The 15,988-nt window shown below is 72.8% G+C and carries 16 protein-coding genes; 5 read left to right on the top strand and 11 right to left on the bottom strand.

What is annotated here, in order from left to right:
* Positions 1–87 precede the first annotated feature (87 nt).
* Entirely contained in the window at positions 88–1,557 is a 1,470-nt protein-coding gene (locus ACQZOG_RS19925) for a zinc-dependent metalloprotease (RefSeq protein ID WP_033272087.1), read from the top strand.
* Complete coding sequence (locus ACQZOG_RS19920; protein WP_033272088.1) at positions 1,554–2,081, top strand: NUDIX hydrolase; 528 nt, start codon at positions 1,554–1,556, stop codon at positions 2,079–2,081. The genes ACQZOG_RS19925 and ACQZOG_RS19920 overlap by 4 nt, the downstream gene beginning before the upstream one ends.
* A 59-nt stretch (positions 2,082–2,140) precedes the next feature.
* Here ACQZOG_RS19920 and ACQZOG_RS19915 read toward each other — a convergent pair whose 3' ends face one another.
* The 4 genes from ACQZOG_RS19915 to ACQZOG_RS19900 form a co-directional block, all read right to left on the bottom strand.
* On the bottom strand, positions 2,141–2,896 hold the full coding sequence (locus ACQZOG_RS19915; RefSeq protein WP_033272089.1) for an AIM24 family protein: 756 nt from the start codon (positions 2,894–2,896) through the stop codon (positions 2,141–2,143).
* A gap of 16 nt (positions 2,897–2,912) precedes the next feature.
* Positions 2,913–3,593 carry an AIM24 family protein gene (locus ACQZOG_RS19910; RefSeq protein ID WP_033272090.1) on the bottom strand — a complete coding sequence of 227 codons (681 nt, stop codon included), beginning with the start codon at positions 3,591–3,593 and terminating at the stop codon, positions 2,913–2,915.
* Positions 3,594–3,604: 11 nt separating this feature from the next.
* On the bottom strand, positions 3,605–5,371 hold the full coding sequence (locus ACQZOG_RS19905) for a TerD family protein (protein WP_354796153.1): 1,767 nt from the start codon (positions 5,369–5,371) through the stop codon (positions 3,605–3,607).
* 161 nt (positions 5,372–5,532) lie between these two features.
* Positions 5,533–6,129 (bottom strand): M48 metallopeptidase family protein, encoded by a 597-nt coding sequence (locus tag ACQZOG_RS19900; protein WP_037641447.1) that lies wholly within the window; start codon positions 6,127–6,129, stop codon positions 5,533–5,535.
* A 249-nt stretch (positions 6,130–6,378) separates the two neighbouring features.
* On the opposite strand from ACQZOG_RS19900, the gene ACQZOG_RS19895 reads away from it, so the two are divergent.
* Both ACQZOG_RS19895 and ACQZOG_RS19890 read left to right on the top strand, forming a co-directional pair.
* On the top strand, positions 6,379–7,626 hold the full coding sequence (locus ACQZOG_RS19895) for a ThiF family adenylyltransferase (RefSeq protein ID WP_430741698.1): 1,248 nt from the start codon (positions 6,379–6,381) through the stop codon (positions 7,624–7,626).
* Positions 7,619–8,986, top strand: a complete 1,368-nt coding sequence (locus ACQZOG_RS19890; protein WP_399606369.1) for an ABC1 kinase family protein — start codon at positions 7,619–7,621, stop codon at positions 8,984–8,986. The genes ACQZOG_RS19895 and ACQZOG_RS19890 overlap by 8 nt, the downstream gene beginning before the upstream one ends.
* Positions 8,987–9,028: 42 nt before the next feature.
* On the opposite strand, the gene ACQZOG_RS19885 is transcribed toward ACQZOG_RS19890, so the two are convergent.
* The 5 genes from ACQZOG_RS19885 to ACQZOG_RS19865 all read right to left on the bottom strand — a co-directional run bounded on the left by ACQZOG_RS19885 (position 9,029) and on the right by ACQZOG_RS19865 (position 12,920).
* Positions 9,029–9,235 (bottom strand): hypothetical protein, encoded by a 207-nt coding sequence (locus ACQZOG_RS19885; RefSeq protein ID WP_430741697.1) that lies wholly within the window; start codon positions 9,233–9,235, stop codon positions 9,029–9,031.
* Positions 9,236–9,370: 135 nt separating this feature from the next.
* Complete coding sequence (locus ACQZOG_RS19880; protein WP_019522857.1) at positions 9,371–9,694, bottom strand: hypothetical protein; 324 nt, start codon at positions 9,692–9,694, stop codon at positions 9,371–9,373.
* A complete protein-coding gene (locus ACQZOG_RS19875; RefSeq protein WP_006134966.1) occupies positions 9,691–10,059 on the bottom strand; it encodes a WhiB family transcriptional regulator in 369 nt (122 codons plus the stop codon). Before ACQZOG_RS19875 ends, ACQZOG_RS19880 begins: the two co-directional genes overlap by 4 nt.
* A gap of 169 nt (positions 10,060–10,228) precedes the next feature.
* Positions 10,229–10,546 (bottom strand): hypothetical protein, encoded by a 318-nt coding sequence (locus ACQZOG_RS19870; RefSeq protein WP_078493004.1) that lies wholly within the window; start codon positions 10,544–10,546, stop codon positions 10,229–10,231.
* A 163-nt stretch (positions 10,547–10,709) separates the two neighbouring features.
* The gene (locus ACQZOG_RS19865) at positions 10,710–12,920 is read right to left on the bottom strand and encodes an ATP-dependent DNA helicase UvrD2 (RefSeq protein WP_430741696.1); all 2,211 of its coding nucleotides are present in this window, start codon (positions 12,918–12,920) and stop codon (positions 10,710–10,712) included.
* A gap of 193 nt (positions 12,921–13,113) precedes the next feature.
* Between ACQZOG_RS19865 and ACQZOG_RS19860 the strand changes: the two genes are divergently transcribed.
* On the top strand, positions 13,114–13,356 hold the full coding sequence (locus tag ACQZOG_RS19860; RefSeq protein ID WP_033272097.1) for a mycoredoxin: 243 nt from the start codon (positions 13,114–13,116) through the stop codon (positions 13,354–13,356).
* A gap of 79 nt (positions 13,357–13,435) precedes the next feature.
* Here ACQZOG_RS19860 and nudC read toward each other — a convergent pair whose 3' ends face one another.
* The gene (gene nudC, locus ACQZOG_RS19855; protein ID WP_058916921.1) at positions 13,436–14,380 is read right to left on the bottom strand and encodes an NAD(+) diphosphatase; all 945 of its coding nucleotides are present in this window, start codon (positions 14,378–14,380) and stop codon (positions 13,436–13,438) included.
* A 148-nt stretch (positions 14,381–14,528) separates the two neighbouring features.
* Positions 14,529–15,941, bottom strand: coding sequence for a dipeptidase (locus ACQZOG_RS19850; protein WP_193456456.1), 1,413 nt, complete (start codon positions 15,939–15,941; stop codon positions 14,529–14,531).
* Positions 15,942–15,988: the final 47 nt, after the last annotated feature.

Here is a 15,988-nt window from a genome sequence, read left to right as displayed (position 1 = left end):
AACCGTCTCAGGTGTCTACGCTGGGTGGTGTTGTCGGGCAGCCGTGCCGCCGGAAAGAACCGGTGGCCCTACAAGCCGAGGAAACCCGTGAGTGACACCCCATTCGGATTCGGCCTTCCGCCGGAGGAGCCGGACGACGGCGACGAAGGCAAGAAGAAGGACCCGCAGGGCGGCGGTGGTCAGGGCCCGGCCAACCCGTTCGGCTTCGGCACGCCCGGGGCGGGCGGCTTTGGCGGCTCCGGCGCGGACAATCCGTTCGCCGCGATGTTCGGGTCGATGAACCCGGGCGATCTGGGCGCCGCGTTCCAGCAGCTCGGCCAGATGCTCTCCTACGAGGGCGGGCCGGTGAACTGGGACATGGCCAAGCAGATCGCCCGCCAGACGGTCGCCCAGGGCACCGCGCAGGGCTCCAAGGACGCCAGCGTGGGCCCCGCCGAGCGCAGGGCCGTGGAGGACGCCGTCCGGCTGGCCGACCTGTGGCTGGACGACGCCACCTCCCTGCCGTCCGGTGCGAACTCCGCGCTGGCGTGGAGCCGCGCGGAGTGGGTCGAGGCGACCCTGCCCGCGTGGCGGGAGCTGGTCGACCCGGTCGCCGAGCGCGTCGGGAACGCCATGGGCGACGTCCTGCCGGAGGAGATGCAGGCCATGGCCGGCCCGCTGATCGGCATGATGCGCTCCATGGGCGGCGCCATGTTCGGCACGCAGATCGGCCAGGCCGTCGGCGTGCTCGCCGGCGAGGTCGTCGGCTCGTCCGACATCGGCCTGCCGCTGGGCCCGGCCGGCAAGGCCGCGCTGCTGCCGCTGAACATCGAGACCTTCGGCAAGGACCTGGGCGTCCCGCAGGAGGAGGTGCGGCTGTACCTGGCCCTGCGCGAGGCCGCCCACCAGCGTCTCTTCGCGCACGTCCCGTGGCTGCGGTCGCACCTGTTCGGCGCGGTCGACGGCTACGCCCGCGGCATCAAGGTCGACACCGGCAAGCTGGAGGACGTGGTCGGCCAGTTCGACCCGCAGAACCCGGAGCAGCTGCAGGAGGCGCTCCAGCAGGGCATGTTCCAGCCGGAGGACACGCCCGAGCAGAAGGCCGCCCTGGCCCGTCTGGAGACGGCGCTGGCGCTCGTCGAGGGCTGGGTGGACGCGGTCGTGCACGCGGCGGCCAAGCCGCGCCTGTCGTCGGCGGACGCCCTGCGGGAGACGCTGCGCCGCCGCCGCGCATCGGGCGGTCCCGCCGAGCAGACGTTCGCCACGCTGATCGGCCTGGAGCTGCGTCCGCGCCGGCTGCGCGACGCCTCGCGTCTGTGGGCCTCGCTCACCGACGCGCGCGGGGTGGACGGCCGGGACGCGCTGTGGGCGCACCCGGACATGCTGCCGACGGCGACCGACCTGGACGACCCGGACGGCTTCGTGCACCGGGAGCAGATTGACTTCTCCGAGCTGGACAAGATGCTTGGCGAGGCCGCCGACAGGCCCGACCTGCGCAAGAAGGACGCCGGGGAGGACGCGGACGCCGCGGACGAGGACGGCAAGGGCGACGAGGGCAAGGGCGACGGCACCGAGTGAGCCTGCACGACGACGCGGTGCTGGTCCTCAAGGCGTACGAGGACCAGACCGACCTGAGGGACGCCTACCTGGAGCATCTGGCGGCGCATCCGGACGGCCTGTGGAAGGCGTGCGGGGCCGGGCATCTCACGGCGAGCGCGCTGGTGGTCGACCCCGAGCGCGGCCGGGTGCTGCTGACCCTGCACCGGAAGCTGCGGATGTGGCTCCAGATGGGCGGCCACTGCGAGCCCGGTGACGCCACCCTCGCGGCGGCGGCGCTGCGGGAGGCGACCGAGGAGTCCGGCGTCGCGGGTCTGACGCTCCTGCCGGGCGGTCCGGTGCGGCTGGACCGGCATCCCATCCCGCCGCCCTGCCACTTCCACTTCGACGTGCAGTACGCGGCCCTGGCCACGCCGGACGCCGTGCACGCGGTCAGCGACGAGTCCCTGGACGTGCGCTGGTTCCCGTACGACGAGGTGCCCCAGGTGGCGGACGACTCGGTCGTACGGCTGCTCGACGCCACGCGCGCGAGGCTCGGCGCCTGAGACGCGCGAGAGGGGCCGCGCCTCGTGGAAGGCGCGGCCCCTTTCGGATGTCCGGGGCCTCAGCTCCAGACGTTGCCCTGGTTCTGCCCACGGGCTCCCTGCTGGCCCATGCCGTACTGCGCGGCGAGGCCGCCGCCGATCTGGGCGTTCTGCGGAGGCAGGAGTTCACTCGGCTGGACCAACGCGAACCCGTTGCCCATGAAACTGAGCTCCCAGCCCTCGCCGGTGCTGCCGCGGCGCCGCCACACCCCGGAGGAGTGCGTCTGGGCCTGCATCTGCACCCGCAGTGACGTGGACCAGGCGACGATGGCGTCGGCGTCGCAGTTGACGTACTTGTCCGGCGTCACCTGGAGCAGCAGCGGCATGCCCGAGGTCATCAGCGCGACCTTGCCCCGGCCGGTGATGTTGAGCTGGTACTTCCCCGAGCCGGAGATGCCGTAGAGGCTGTCGACGGCGATGACCTCGTGGTGCAGCGAGGAGTCCATCGCCAGGACGTAGCTGCTGTCGACCGTCAGGCCGTCCTGCTCGACGTCCATGATGTGGATGCGCTGGGCGAGGTTGGCGAGGTAGACGGTGCCCTGCCCGTGGCAGCGCATCAGGTCCAGGCCCTCACCGGTGTGCGCCCGCGCGCGGGCCTGCTGGTTGCTCCGGTACTCGGCGTCGAACTCGACGAGCCCCTGGTAGGCGACCATGGCGCCCTTGCGGGCGAGGATGTCGTCGGTCCCCTCGAGGGCGACCCTGAGCATCTGCCCGTTCTGCAGGCTCCAGCGGTCCTGGGTCTGCTGCTCGTTGTGCGCGAAAAGCGGACTCTGCATGGTGTGCTGTTCCCCCTCAGCCCCGGACCCGGAGGCGGTCGGTGCTGTCCTCGCTGGGCTGGACGACGACGATGCCCTGACCGGAGAAGGCCATCTGGTAGGCCTCGCCGCTGCCGCGGCCGATCAGCGACTGGGCGCGGAAGCTGCGCTTGCCCTTGACCTTGAGGTTCGGGGACCAGGCGACCAGCGCGTCCGGGTCGACGTACGTCTCGTCCTCGCCGCCTCCGCAGTCGACGACGATGGGCTTGCCGCGCGAGGTCAGCGCGACCCAGCCCTGGCCGGAGATCTTGGTGTTCCACAGGCCCTGTCCGGCGAACTTCGCCAGGCCCTTGACCCGCTCCACGCCCCAGGTCAGATGCGCGTCGAAGGCGAGCAGGTTGGTGGCGTTGACGGAGATGCCCTCGCCGTTGAGGTTGATCACGACGACGTTGGCGCCGTAGTCGGCCAGGTACAGCAGGCCGTCACCGGTGCACTTCATGAGGGGCGCGCCCTCACCCGTGACCCAGTCCCTGGCGATCTGGCGGACGGCGGACGGGCTGGGCTCGTACTGGATGAAACCCTCGTAGGCGACCATCGAGCCGACGCGCGCGAAGAGGTCGTGCCCGGTCTGCATGGCGACCTTCAGCATGTGGTTGCCGTGGTTCTCCATGCGGGCGGTGACGGGTGCGGGGGCGTAGCCCGCGAGTGGCTGGTTCATGACGGGCTCCCTCAGATCTCGTACGGCTGGACGACGATGAAGTTGCCGGGCGCTCCCCGGAACTGCAGGTTCACGCTCTCGCCGGTGGCGCCCGGGTAGGAGTCGCGGCGCATCCGCACCTGGCTGGAGACGACCACCTGGGCGGCGGCCGACCACGCCACGACGGCGTTGGCGTCGGCGAACGTGGTGGGCGTGACGGGCAGCACCACGGGGATGCCGTGCGTCTTCACGACGATCGTGCCGGTGCCCTGGAACTGCATCGTGAACAGCGCGCCGCCGGGAATGCCGTGCCCCTCGATGCGGCGGACCTCGTACTGGAGGCCCTCGTCGAAGGCGAGGACGTTCTCCGCGGAGACGCACACGGCGTCGCCCTGGAGCTCGATCGGGTGCAGCATCGTGGCGTCCTCGGCGAAGAACACCTGTCCCTGGCCGGTGCAGCGCATCAGCTGCATCTCCTGACCGGTGGCGTTGCCGACGAGACGGCCGGTGAAGCCGGCGCCCTTGTAGCTGAAGTCGACCTTGCCCTGGTAGAGCACCATGCTGCCCTGGCGGGCCAGCACGGGGGTGCCGCCGATGCTCAGGTCGGCGCGGACCAGCTTCTTGTTCTGCTGGGTCCAGCGCTGTCCGGTGGGCGTCTCCTTGAACTGCTGGAGCGCGCCGAGGACGCCGGGCGTCTGCGGTGCGGCGGGCGGCATGCCCTGCGGTGCGCCGTGCGGCATGCCCTGGGGTGCGCCGTAGGGGGCCTGCTGGTGAGGCATCTGACCCGGCGGCATCTGTCCGGGCGGGGGCTGCTGTCCGTAGCCGGGCGGCGGGGCGGGCGCCTGCGGGGCGGCGGGCGGCATGCCGTAGCCGGGCGGAGGCGCGGGGGCCTGCGGCGCGGCCGGGGTCCCGCCGTAGCCCGGTGGCGGGGCAGGGGCCTGCGGCGGGGCGGGCGGCTGTCCGTAACCCGGGGGCGGCGGAGGCGTCTGGCCGCCGTACGGGGCGGGCGCGGGGGCCGGGGGCGGCACCGGCGAGCCGCCGGGCGGGGTCTGCATGGGCGCCACGATGGTCGGCGCGGAGTGCACCGGCGGCGTGGCGGGAGCGGGGGCCGGCGGGGGCGCGAACCCCTGGGCGGGCTGCGGCTCGGGAGCGGGAGCGGGGGCCGGCGCGCCGCCTCCGGGGGCGCCGAAGGCGGGCGGGGCGAAACCGGGCGCGGCCTGCGGGGCCTGCGGCTGCGGGGCCTGCTGCGGCTCGGGCGCCGCCGGCTCGTCCTCGGCCACCTCGCCGCCGAAGTTCCGCAGGAGCGCGTCGAGACCGCCGTCGAAGCCCTGTCCGACGGCGGCGAACCGCCACACGTCCTTGAAGTAGAAGTCGCCGAGCATCACGGCACGCTCGGTGCTGAACTCCGAGCCGTTGAACGGGTACCGCGCCACTTCCTCGCCGCCGGCGACGATACGGATGTACCCGGGACCGACCTGCGACATCTGCCCGGCGCCGTCGACGGTCGCCGTGAACGAGAGCTTCTTGATCTGCTGCGGGATCCGGTCCAGCGTCACGCGGAAGGACTCCGTGTCGCCCGCCTGGGCGCCCAGCAGCTGGATGGATTCCTCGGGGGACTTCGGCTGGTTGTAGAAGATGAAGTACCGGTCGTCGGAGAGCCGTTCGTCGGCGTCGAGTCCGAAGCAGCTGATGTCGAAGCTGAGCCCCGGGCCGGCGATCTGTACCCCGACGTACAGGTCCGTGCCCGCGGTGAGGTCACTGATCCTGGCCTTGTGGCCGCGTTGGAATTCCCTGGCCATACGTACGACCGTCCCCCATCCCGTATGTGAGTGCGTCGCGCCAGGCTAACGGCAATCCCCGACAGCGGATGAAGTCGGTACAGACCCGGTACACAACGCGCAGGAGCCCTCGCTCCGCGTTCACACCGGGAGGCGTCCGGGCGGGCCGGTGCGGGGCGGTGTCACTCGTCCCGGGCGCCGGGGACGTGCGGCAGGCGCTCGGCCGCGACCACGCCCTCGAGGTATCCGCGGGCCCGTTCGGTCCGCGGGTACGCCTCGAGGAGCCGCCAGAACCGGGGTCCGTGCCCGGGCACCAGAAGGTGCGCCAGCTCGTGGCAGAGCACGTAGTCGACGACGTACTCCGGCATGCCCTGGAGCCGGTGGGACAGGCGGATGCTCCCGTCGGACGGGGTGCAGGAACCCCAGCGCGTGTTCTGGTTGGTCACCCAGCGCACCGAGCGGGGGCGGGCCCGTCCGTCGAAGTACTGCTCCGACAGACGCCGCGCGCGCTCGGCCAGCTCGGCGTCCCCGAGGGTCCGCCTGCTCTCCTGGGCGGCGAGTTTGTCGAGCATGACGCGCACCCAGCGCTGCTCCTCCGCCTCGGACATGCGGGCGGGGATGAGCACGACGGTGCGATCGCCCTCGCGGTACGCGGAGACCGTCCGGCGTCGGCGGGCACTCCTGCGGACCTCGATCGCGCTCGCCCGTGAGCCGTCCGTCGGCGGGCTCTTCGCGCTGCGCTGAGACGTTCCGGCGCGGTGCAGTGGGTCGGCGGGCACGTCCCGACCGTACCCGCTGGACCGGGGGAAGTCCCGGCTCCGGGACGCTTCTCCGGCGATCCCGTCACCGAGCGCCGGATTTGTGCGACGAATTCGGGCACCTGTGGACAACTCTCGACGTCCTGTCGACGGGCCCGGGCATGCTGGCAGCGCCGGCCGGGACCCGTGACGGACCCGGGTTGCCGGTGAGAGGTGTCACACCTGGTCGCCGAGGGATCAGGCACGTTTCAGGACAGACGGGGGTCAGTCATGCATCCGATGCTCAAGCCCGCCCTCAGGCGCGGCTGGCGCGACCGGAACACCGTGCAGTTCGGGATGACGCCGGCCCAGGCGCTCACCCTGGGCCCGGTGGACACGGCCACGGGCAGCCTGCTCGAGCTGCTCGACGGCACACGAGGACTGGAGCTGCTGCGCGAGGAGGGCCGGCGCATGGAGCTGCCCGACGGTCATGTCGACCGGCTGGTGCGGCGGCTGTCCCGGGCGGGGCTGCTGGACGACTCCCGGGGCGGCGGTCCGGCCGCCGACGCCCTGCGCGGCGAACCCGAGGTGCTGGACCGGCTCCGTCCGGACTGGGCGTCGCTCGGCCTGACCACCGCCGGGCCGGGCGACCCGCTGCGCGTGCTGGCGGCGCGGCGGAGCATGCGGGTGCAGGTCCGGGGTGTGGGCCGGGTGGGCGCGGCGGTGGCGGCGCTGCTGTCGGGAGCGGGCGTCGGCCAGGTCGAGGTGCGGGACGTCGGCCGGGTGGAGCCGTGGGACGTGGCGCCGGGCGGGCTGCCGGCCGAGGCGGTCGGCGAGCGCAGGGAGGAGGCGGCCCGTCGGCTCGTACGCCGGTGCGCGCCGGACCGCCCTCCGCGCGGGACGGTCCGTTCGCCCCTGGCCGAGGATGTCACCGGCCACTCCCTGGTGGTGCTCGCCCCGCGGGACGACGTCGCCGTGCACGCGCCGGATCCGGTGTCGGCCGAACCTCTGCTGGCATCGGGTACTCCGCATCTCCACGCCGGGGTGGTGGAGGGCACCGGTGTGGTGGGGCCGCTCGTCCTGCCCGGTGAGACGGCGTGCGCGGGCTGTCTCCAGGAGGGCCGGATCGACCGGGATCCGGCGTGGCCGCGGCTGGTGGCCCAGTGGCGATCGGGCCGGCAGCGCAGGGTGAGCGCCTGCGATCTCGGGCTGGCCGCGACGGTCGCGGGACTGGCCGCCGCGCACGCGCTGGCCTTCCTCGACGGACGGGTCCCGTCCAGCGCGGGCGCCCGCTGGGAGGTGTCCCTGCCTCAGCTCCATGGGCAGCCCCGGCCGGTCGCGCCGCACCGCCGCTGCCCGTGCGGAGCCGCGGGCGCCGGACCGGACGGGAGTGACGGGGGCCCGGAGAAAGGTAAGGGAGAACACACCTCCGCCGACGGGGGGTCGCACGAGACAATGGCCGGGCACGGGCCGTCGCAGGAGTCGCGCCGTCAGGCGGACGCGGAGCGGCCGGCAGGGACCTGGAGGGCGCATGTCTGATCTTCCCCGCAAGGCGGTCACCCGCACCGCCAAGCTGGCCGCGCTCCCGCTCGGCTTCGCCGGGCGGGCCACCTGGGGACTCGGCAAGCGGATCGTGGGCGAGTCCGCGGAGCTGGTCGGCCGGGAGCTCCAGCAGCGCACCGCCGACCAGCTGTTCAAGGTGCTGGGAGAGCTCAAGGGCGGCGCCATGAAGTTCGGCCAGGCCCTGTCCGTCTTCGAGTCGGCCCTGCCCGAGGAGGTCGCAGGGCCCTACCGCGCCGCACTGACCAAGCTTCAGGAGGCCGCCCCTCCGATGCCGACCCGCACGGTCCACGGGGTGCTGGCGGAGCGGCTGGGCGAGGACTGGCAGGAGCTGTTCCGGACGTTCGACGACAAGCCGGCCGCGGCGGCCTCCATCGGCCAGGTACACCGGGCCGTGTGGCACGACGGCCGTGAGGTCGCGGTCAAGGTGCAGTACCCGGGCGCCGGCGAGGCCCTGCTGTCCGACCTCAACCAGCTGAGCCGTTTCGCCCGGCTGCTGGGGCCGCTGGTCCCCGGCATGGACGTCAAGCCGCTCATCACGGAGCTGAAGGACCGGGTCTCAGAGGAACTGGACTACGGCCTGGAGGCGCAGGCGCAGCGGGCGCACGCGGAGGAGTTCGCCGGCGACCCGGACGTGGTCGTGCCGGACGTGGTGCACCAGTGCGAGCAGGTGCTGGTCACCGAGTGGATCGACGGCACCCCGCTGTCGGAGGTCATCGCCGACGGCACCGACGAGCAGCGCGACCGGGCCGGACAGCTCCTGGCCCGTTTCCTGTTCTCCGGGCCCGCCCGCACGGGCCTGCTGCACGCCGACCCGCACCCGGGCAACTTCCGTCTGCTGCCCGGAGGCTCCGGCGGCGAGGACGACTGGCGCCTGGGCGTCCTGGACTTCGGCACGGTCGACCGGCTCCCGGGCGGGCTGCCCGCCCCCATCGGCGAGGCGCTGCGGATGACGCTGGACGGCGAGGCGGAGGCCGTCTACGAGATGCTCTGCGCGGAGGGCTTCGTCAAGGAGTCCGTCGCACTGGACCCGGACGCGGTCCTCGACTACCTGGAACCGATCATCGAGCCGGCCCGGGCCGAGGCGTTCACCTTCACCCGTGGGTGGATGCGCAGTCAGGCGGCCCGGATAGCGGACGTCCGCTCCCCCGCCCACCAGCTGGCCAAGCAGCTCAACCTGCCGCCGGCCTATCTGCTGATCCACCGGGTCACGCTGAGCACCATCGGCGTGCTGTGCCAGCTGGGGGCGACGGTGCGGCTGCGGGACGAACTGGAGGACTGGCTGCCGGAGTTCGTCGCCGGGGAGCCGGGCGAGGAGGAGGAAGCGGCACAGGCCTGACCGCGCCCGGGCCGGGCGGGCCCGAGTCGGGGGGCAGGGTGTTCACCACCACCGCGAGTCGAGGCGCCCCTCGATCGCGCGCAGGTTCTCGCGGGAGCAGCGTTCGCAGTAGTGCAGACGGACGCCGTTCTCCACGGAGAGGGCCCAGGTCGGCGGCGGGCCGTCGGCGCGGACACCGCACCGGGCGCAGGCAAGCGTCTCGGTCTCCGCGGCGGAGCCCTCGTCGTCACCTTCGTGAGGACTGGTCACGCGGCGACGATAACCCCGTGCCGAGCGCACCGCTTCCACAACGCACCGCGGGGGCCGGTCCGTTCACACGGACCGGCCCCCGCGGGGAAGATCGGGGCCTCCGGCTGGGGAGGCCGTCGCTTCAGGCGGTGTGCCCTACTGCATGACCGCCATGGCGAGCGCCCGGCGGGCGCGCCGCGAGGCGCGCTCGGCGCGGCGCTGCATCCGGCGCGCGGTCAGCAGGCCGCTGGCCTGCCTCTCCCGTTGCGCCTCCTGCAGTCGGTCGTGCATATGCGCACGAGCCAGGGCTTCTGGGATGAGTTGCATCTCTCGGGTCCTGTTCTGGCGCGAGTCGTTCGCACCGCTGGTGGTGAAGTCTTCGGTCGCGGAGCCTGCGGGCTCGTGGGTGGACGGCGTCATCGGGGCCTGCTTCTGGGGGTCGTGCGTGAGGGGGCGGTCGATCGTTCCGGGGGTGTTCATGCCGAGACCGGGTTCTTGCGCGGGCGGCCACGCGGCCGCTTCCGGGCGACGACGACACCCTGGACGAACAGCTCGCCACCCCAGACGCCCCAGGGCTCACGCCGCTCCTTGGCGCCGGCGAGGCAGGCCTCGACCAGCGGGCAGGTACGGCAGAGGGACTTGGCGTACTCGACGTCCGCGGGCGACTCGGCGAAGAAGACCTCCGGGTCGTAGGAGCGGCACGGGACGGGTACGCCGAGGTTCTCGATGGCGTCGTCGAGCGCGGTGAGCGCGGTGAGCGGAGTCAAGGTCGGGTCCTCCGTGGAGCCGGGCTTGGGGATCGTGTCGGAAGGCGGTACGGACGGGGCGTGCGCTTCGAGTTGCACGGCTGGTCTTCCTCGTCTGGTCGTTTCCGGCCGGTCGGCCGGGTGTGCGGCTGGTACCGGGTTCTTTTCTTGTCCCGAGGCGCCTTGTCCTGTCTCCCCGTTCGGGCAAACAGAAGGGCCGCGGATCCCGGGTGGGGTTCCGCGGCCCTGAAGGCGCCGGCCTGATACATCAGGCTGGATCACTCCAGGGTTCTGGCCCACGGAAGGCCCACATCAGGTGGTGCTGCGTCGTCTGCTTCCGGAATCCGGCACCGGCCGCCGCAAAGGCATAGGCCTGCGCCTGTGCCACTACTGCTGCTTCCAGTGCCTTGGTCGGTCGCTCATCGCGCTCACGGACGACAAGGCCCGCGGGAGCGAGGGAGGACGCCGGACGGACGGCACGAATGCCGGACAGACCGGTGCCCTGGTTCGAGGCGCCGAGAATGCACAGGGAGACGGCCGAGCGATCGGTCAGTTTGACGCTGGTGCTGGTGTTGATGCTGATCACTGGACTCGCCTCCTCTCGGCGTCTCGGGGGACCGGGCGAACCGGTCCGCGGATATGCAAGTACAACACGGAATCAGGGCCTCCGAGAAGGCCGCTGTCCCCGTGGCTAAGAACCTATGGGGATTCCCGGGGCATGCGCAAACTATTTTTCCGACGAGTTCGGATCAGTCCTGATCTTGCCCCTCGGCGGGGTCCCGGCCCGCGCAGAGAGCCAGCACGTCCGCGCCGTAACGGCGCAGCTTGCGCATGCCCACCCCGGGGATGCGGGCCAGTTCGTGCTCGTCGTCGGGGACCGCCTCGGCGATGGCGATCAGCGTCTTGTCGGTGAAGACGCAGAAGGCCGGCTGGCCGCTGCGTCGCGCCTGCTCGCCGCGCCAGTCGCGCAGCCGCTCGTACAGGCCCTCGTCCATGTCGGAGGGGCAGTCCTCGCAGCGCATCAGCTTCATCTCGCCGCCGTCGGTCAGGGTGCGGCCGCAGACGCGGCAGCGGGCGGGCGTGCGCTGCCTGCGGCGCGGCGCCTGCTCGGGGACCGCGGTGGCCGCGGCCGTCCAGGAGCCGCGCTCCACTCCGCCCGCTCCCGCCGCGCCCGCGCGGCCGGCGACGGCCTGCGAGCCGGGGCGCAGTCCGGTGAGGAAGCGGCTGGGGCGCCGGTTCGCGCGGCCGCCCGGGGAGCGGGCGAGCGCCCAGGAGAGGTGGAGGTGCTCACGGGCACGGGTGACGCCGACATAGAGGAGACGGCGCTCCTCCTCGATCTGCTCGTCCGTCTTGGCGTAGGTGATCGGCATCATGCCTTCGGCGACGCCGACCAGGAAGACGACGTCCCACTCCAGACCCTTGGCCGCGTGCAGCGAGGCGAGCGTGACGCCCTGCACCGTGGGGGCGTGCTGGGCGCCGGCCCGTTCGTCCAGTTCGACGACGAGGTCGGCGAGCGTGGCGCCGGCCCTGGCGGCGGCGAAGTCCTGGGCGAGGTGCACCAGGGCGGCGAGGGACTCCCAGCTCTCCCGCACCGCGCCCGACCCGGCGGGCGGCTGGGGTGTCCAGCCCTTGCCGGAGAGCACGGCCCGCACCTGGGAGGGCAGGTCGGGGGCGTCGTCGAGGAGCGCGTCGTTGCCGCCGAAGCGGGCGGCGGCGCGCAGGGCGGTGATGGCGTTGCGCACCTCGGGACGGTCGAAGAACCGCTCGGCCCCGCGCAGCTGGTAGGGCACGCCCGCATCGGCGAGGGCCTGCTCGTAGGTCTCGGACTGGGAGTTGGTGCGGAACAGGACGGCGATCTCGCTCGCCGGGACGCCCGAGTCGATCAGCTCGCGGATGCGGCGGGCGGCGCCCTCGGCCTCGGCGGCCTCGTCGGTGTACTCGGTGAAGACCGGCTCGGGTCCCGCGGGGCGCTGGGAGACCAGCTCGAGCCGGTGGTCGGCGGCGCGGCCCTTCGCCTGGGCGAGCAGGCCGTTGGCCAGGCGGACCACCTGGGGGGTCGAGCGGTAGTCGCGGACGAGCTTGACCACGGTGGCGCCCGGGTGACGGACGCGGAAGTCGAGCAGATGGTCCGGGGTCGCGCCGGTGAAGGAGTAGATGGTCTGGCTGGCGTCGCCGACCACGCACAGGTTCTCCCTGTCGCCGAGCCACAGCTCCAGCAGGCGCTGCTGGAGGGGGCTGACGTCCTGGTACTCGTCGACGACGAAGTGCTGGTACTGCGCCCTGACCTGCTCGGCGATGTCGGGCCGGTCCTGGAGGACGGCGACGGTGAGCAGCAGGACGTCCTCGAAGTCGATGACGGAGCGCTCGCGCTTGAGCTCCTCGTAGGCGGTGTAGAGCTGGGCGATCTCGGCGGGGTCGCGGGGCGTCTCCCGGTCGGCCTTGGCGGCCGCGGCCGTGTAGTCGGCGGGGACGGTCTGGGTGACCTTGGACCACTCGATCTCGGCGGTGACGTCCCGCAGCTCGCCCCGGTCGAGACGGATCCGGCAGGCGGCGGCCGCGTCGGCGACCAGCTGGATCTTGCGGTCGACGAGCCGGGGCAGGGTTCCGCCGACGGCCTTGGGCCAGAAGTACTGGAGCTGGCGCAGGGCCGCGGAGTGGAACGTCCGCGCCTGGACGCCGACGGCCCCGAGCTGGCGCAGGCGGCCGCGCATCTCCCCCGCCGCGCGGTTGGTGAACGTGACGGCGAGGACGCTGGAGGGCTGGAGGATTCCGGCGCGCACCCCGTAGGCGATGCGGTGGGTGATCGCCCTGGTCTTGCCGGTGCCGGCGCCCGCCAGCACGCACACCGGTCCGTGCAGCGCGGTGGCGACGGCGCGCTGCTCGGGGTCGAGACCTTCGAGCACCGCGTCGGCCGAGTCCGGGACCCGCGGGAAGAGGGTGGAGTGCGTTGCTGCTGTCACACCGCCATGCTGCCAGGTCGCCCGGGACAGGTGAGCCGGTTGTCCACAGGGAAAGGCTCGCGGTCGTACAAATGCGACAAGCGTCACGTCACCGGCTCCTGCGGAGGGGGGCCGGTGGGAATGCCTTCCCTTTCAAGTACGTTCCCCCGACAGACCGAGGACTTCCCCGAGCCGCCGAAGGAGCGCGAGAGGCATGCAGGGCACTGTGACGATGTACAGCACCACGTGGTGCGGCTACTGCCGTCGGCTGAAGAGCCAGATGGACCGTGAGGGCATCGCGTACACCGAGATCAACATCGAGCAGGACCCCGAGTCGGCGGCCTTCGTGGAGAAGGCGAACGGCGGCAACCAGACGGTGCCCACCGTGCTGTTCCCCGACGGTTCGACGCTCACCAACCCCTCGCTCGCGCAGGTCAAGCAGAAGATCGGCGTCTGAGCGTCCCGCGGACGCACGAAGCGGGCGGCCGTCCCTCACGGGGCCGGCCGCCCGCTTCGTCGTGTGCGGGCCTCCCGGCTCAGAAGGCGCTGCGGGTGGGCAGCTCCTCGCCGTACCAGCGCTCGATCAGCCGGGCCGCGATGGAGATGCCGTAGGGCGGCAGCACCTCGCCGGACTCGAAGGCGGCGCGCAGTTCGTCGCGGGAGAACCAGCGGGCCTCGTGGATCTCGTCGCCGTCCACGTTGATCTCGGAGGAGGTGGCGTGGGCGACGAAGCCGAGCATCAGGCTGGAGGGGAACGGCCAGGGCTGGCTGGCGACGTACTCGACCTCGCCGACGGCGATGCCGACCTCTTCGTGCACCTCGCGGCGCACCGACTCCTCGATGGCCTCGCCCGGTTCGACGAACCCGGCGAGCGTGGAGAAACGGCCCTCGGGCCAGTGGACCTGGCGGCCGAGCAGGATGCGGTCCTTGTCGTCGATCACCGACATGATCACCGCGGGGTCGGTGCGCGGGTAGTGCTCGGCGCCGCAGGCGGGGCAGCGGCGGATGTGGCCGGCGGCGGCGATGACGGTGCGCTCGCCGCAGCGGGAGCAGAAGCGGTGCAGGCGCTGCCAGTTCTCCAGCGCCACGGCGTGCACCATCAGACCGGCCTCGCGCGGGGACAGCAGCAGCCCGGCCTCGCGCAGGCCCGCCGGGCGGGCGGAGTCGTCCATGCGGCCGGGCAGGGAGTCCTTCTGCAGGGCGAAGTAGCTGACGCCGTCCTCGTCGATGCCGAGAAAGTAGCGGTGGGCCTCGGTGAGCGGGGCCTCGAAGGACGGGGTCATGACGAGTTCGGTGCGCCCGTCCGGTGCCTCGTCGATGAGGACCTGGCCGCCGGAGACCACGAAGCAGCGGGTCGAGGGGTGGCTCCACGCCGCCGCGAGCCAAGCCTCGTCGAGCCGGTGGTGCGCGGCGCGGTCGATGCCGCTCGGGGCGGTGAGCGAGATGGGTCGGTCGGCGGTGTGGTCGGTCCTGGTGGTCACGGGTGCTTCCAACTCCCCCGGGGGAACGGATCGGGTCGCGGGCGGTCTGGCGGACGAGGGCGGGAGGGACCGGGTCCTGCGGGCGCGGCGGTGGCGCGGCTCTTCCAGTGTGCCGCGCGCGGGCGCCCGCTTCGGACGGCGCGGGTGGTCAGGGGGCGTGCCGCCAGTGCTCGGCGAGGTCGCCCCAGAGGTGGGCGCTGGTCTCGGCGCCCTTGAGCAGCAGGTCCAGCTCGACCTTCTCGTCGGGGGCGTGCCAGCCGTCGGAGGGCACGGAGATGCCCAGGAAGAGCACCGGTGCGCCGAGGACGTCCTGGAGGTCGGCGGCCGGTCCGGAACCGCCCTCGCGGGTGAACAGCACGGGTGTGTCGAAGGCGCGGCCCATCGCGCGGACGACCGACTGGAGGGCGGGGTGGTCGAGCGGGGTGAGGCAGGGGCGGGTGGCCGGGCTGAAGCTGATCTCGTGCCGGACGCCCTCGGGCAGCCGGCCGGGCACCCAGGCGGCGACCGCGTCCCGGACGTGCGCGGGGTCCTGGCCCGCGACCAGCCGGAAGGACAGCTTCACCATCGCCGAGGACGGGATGATCGTCTTGCTGCCGGGGCCCTGGTAGCCGCCGCCGATGCCGTTGACCTCGGCGGTGGGGCGCGCCCAGATACGCTCCAGGGTGCTGTAGCCGGCCTCGCCGCCCGTGCCGTGCGACTTGGCGGTGCGCAGCCACCGCTGCTCGTCGAAGGGAAGCCGTGCGAAGAGCTCGCGCTCCTCGTCGGTGAGCTCGACGACCCCGTCGTAGAAGCCGGGGATCGCCACCCGGCCCTGCTCGTCGTGCAGGGCGGCCACCAGCCGGGCGGCCGCGGTGGCCGGGTTGGGGACCGCGCCGCCGAAGGAGCCGGAGTGGATGTCCTGGTCGGGGCCGTACAGGCGGATCTCGCACTCGGCGAGGCCGCGCATGCCGGTGCACACGGTCGGGGTGTCCTCGGACCACATGCCGGTGTCGGAGACGATCACGGCGTCGGCGGCGAGCCGGTCCGCGTGCCGCTCGACGAGCTCCCGGAAGTGCGGGGAGCCGGACTCCTCCTCGCCCTCGATCAGCAGCTTGAGGTGGACGGCGGGGCTGGTCCGGCCGGTGGCGGCGAGGTGGGCGCGCACGCCCAGGGTGTGGAAGAAGACCTGGCCCTTGTCGTCGGCGGCGCCGCGCGCGTAGAGGCGGTTGCCGCGGACGACGGGCTCGAAGGGGTCGCTGTTCCAGCCGTCCTCGCGGGCGGCCGGCTGCACGTCGTGGTGGCCGTACACCAGGACGGTCGGCGCCCCGGGGTCGTCGCTGGGCCACTCGGCGTAGACGGCCGGGGCGCCGGGGGTGTCCCAGACCTCGGCGGCCGGGAAGCCGGTGTCCTTCAGGGCGGCGACCAGCCAGTCGGCGCTGCGGCGCACGTCCGGGGCGTGATCGGGCTGGGCCGAGACGGACGGGATGCGGAGCCACGCGGAGAGGTCGTCGAGGAACGCCGTGCGGTGGTCTGCGATGTACGTACGGACGGCGTCGACGGCATTGTCAACGTGCTGGCTCATGTCTACGAGCCTATCGGCACGCGGGGGTGTCCTCGGAGTGCGGAATC

The organism is Streptomyces sp. P13-3-3, from assembly GCF_050571355.1.
In the GTDB taxonomy this organism is placed as follows: Bacteria; Actinomycetota; Actinomycetes; order Streptomycetales; family Streptomycetaceae; genus Streptomyces; species Streptomyces althioticus.
Note: the sequence above shows the minus strand (reverse complement) of the source record. Positions and strands in the feature narration are given on the sequence as shown.

Coding starts and splice junctions, on each gene's coding strand:
- ACQZOG_RS19880 (WP_019522857.1), bottom strand. CDS start 9,694: ATGAACACCCCCGGAACGATCGACCGCCCCCTCACGCACGACCCCCAG.
- ACQZOG_RS19890 (WP_399606369.1), top strand. CDS start 7,619: ATGTCTGATCTTCCCCGCAAGGCGGTCACCCGCACCGCCAAGCTGGCC.
- ACQZOG_RS19895 (WP_430741698.1), top strand. CDS start 6,379: ATGCATCCGATGCTCAAGCCCGCCCTCAGGCGCGGCTGGCGCGACCGG.
- ACQZOG_RS19910 (WP_033272090.1), bottom strand. CDS start 3,593: ATGAACCAGCCACTCGCGGGCTACGCCCCCGCACCCGTCACCGCCCGC.
- ACQZOG_RS19850 (WP_193456456.1), bottom strand. CDS start 15,941: ATGAGCCAGCACGTTGACAATGCCGTCGACGCCGTCCGTACGTACATC.
- ACQZOG_RS19915 (WP_033272089.1), bottom strand. CDS start 2,896: ATGCAGAGTCCGCTTTTCGCGCACAACGAGCAGCAGACCCAGGACCGC.
- ACQZOG_RS19860 (WP_033272097.1), top strand. CDS start 13,114: ATGCAGGGCACTGTGACGATGTACAGCACCACGTGGTGCGGCTACTGC.
- ACQZOG_RS19905 (WP_354796153.1), bottom strand. CDS start 5,371: ATGGCCAGGGAATTCCAACGCGGCCACAAGGCCAGGATCAGTGACCTC.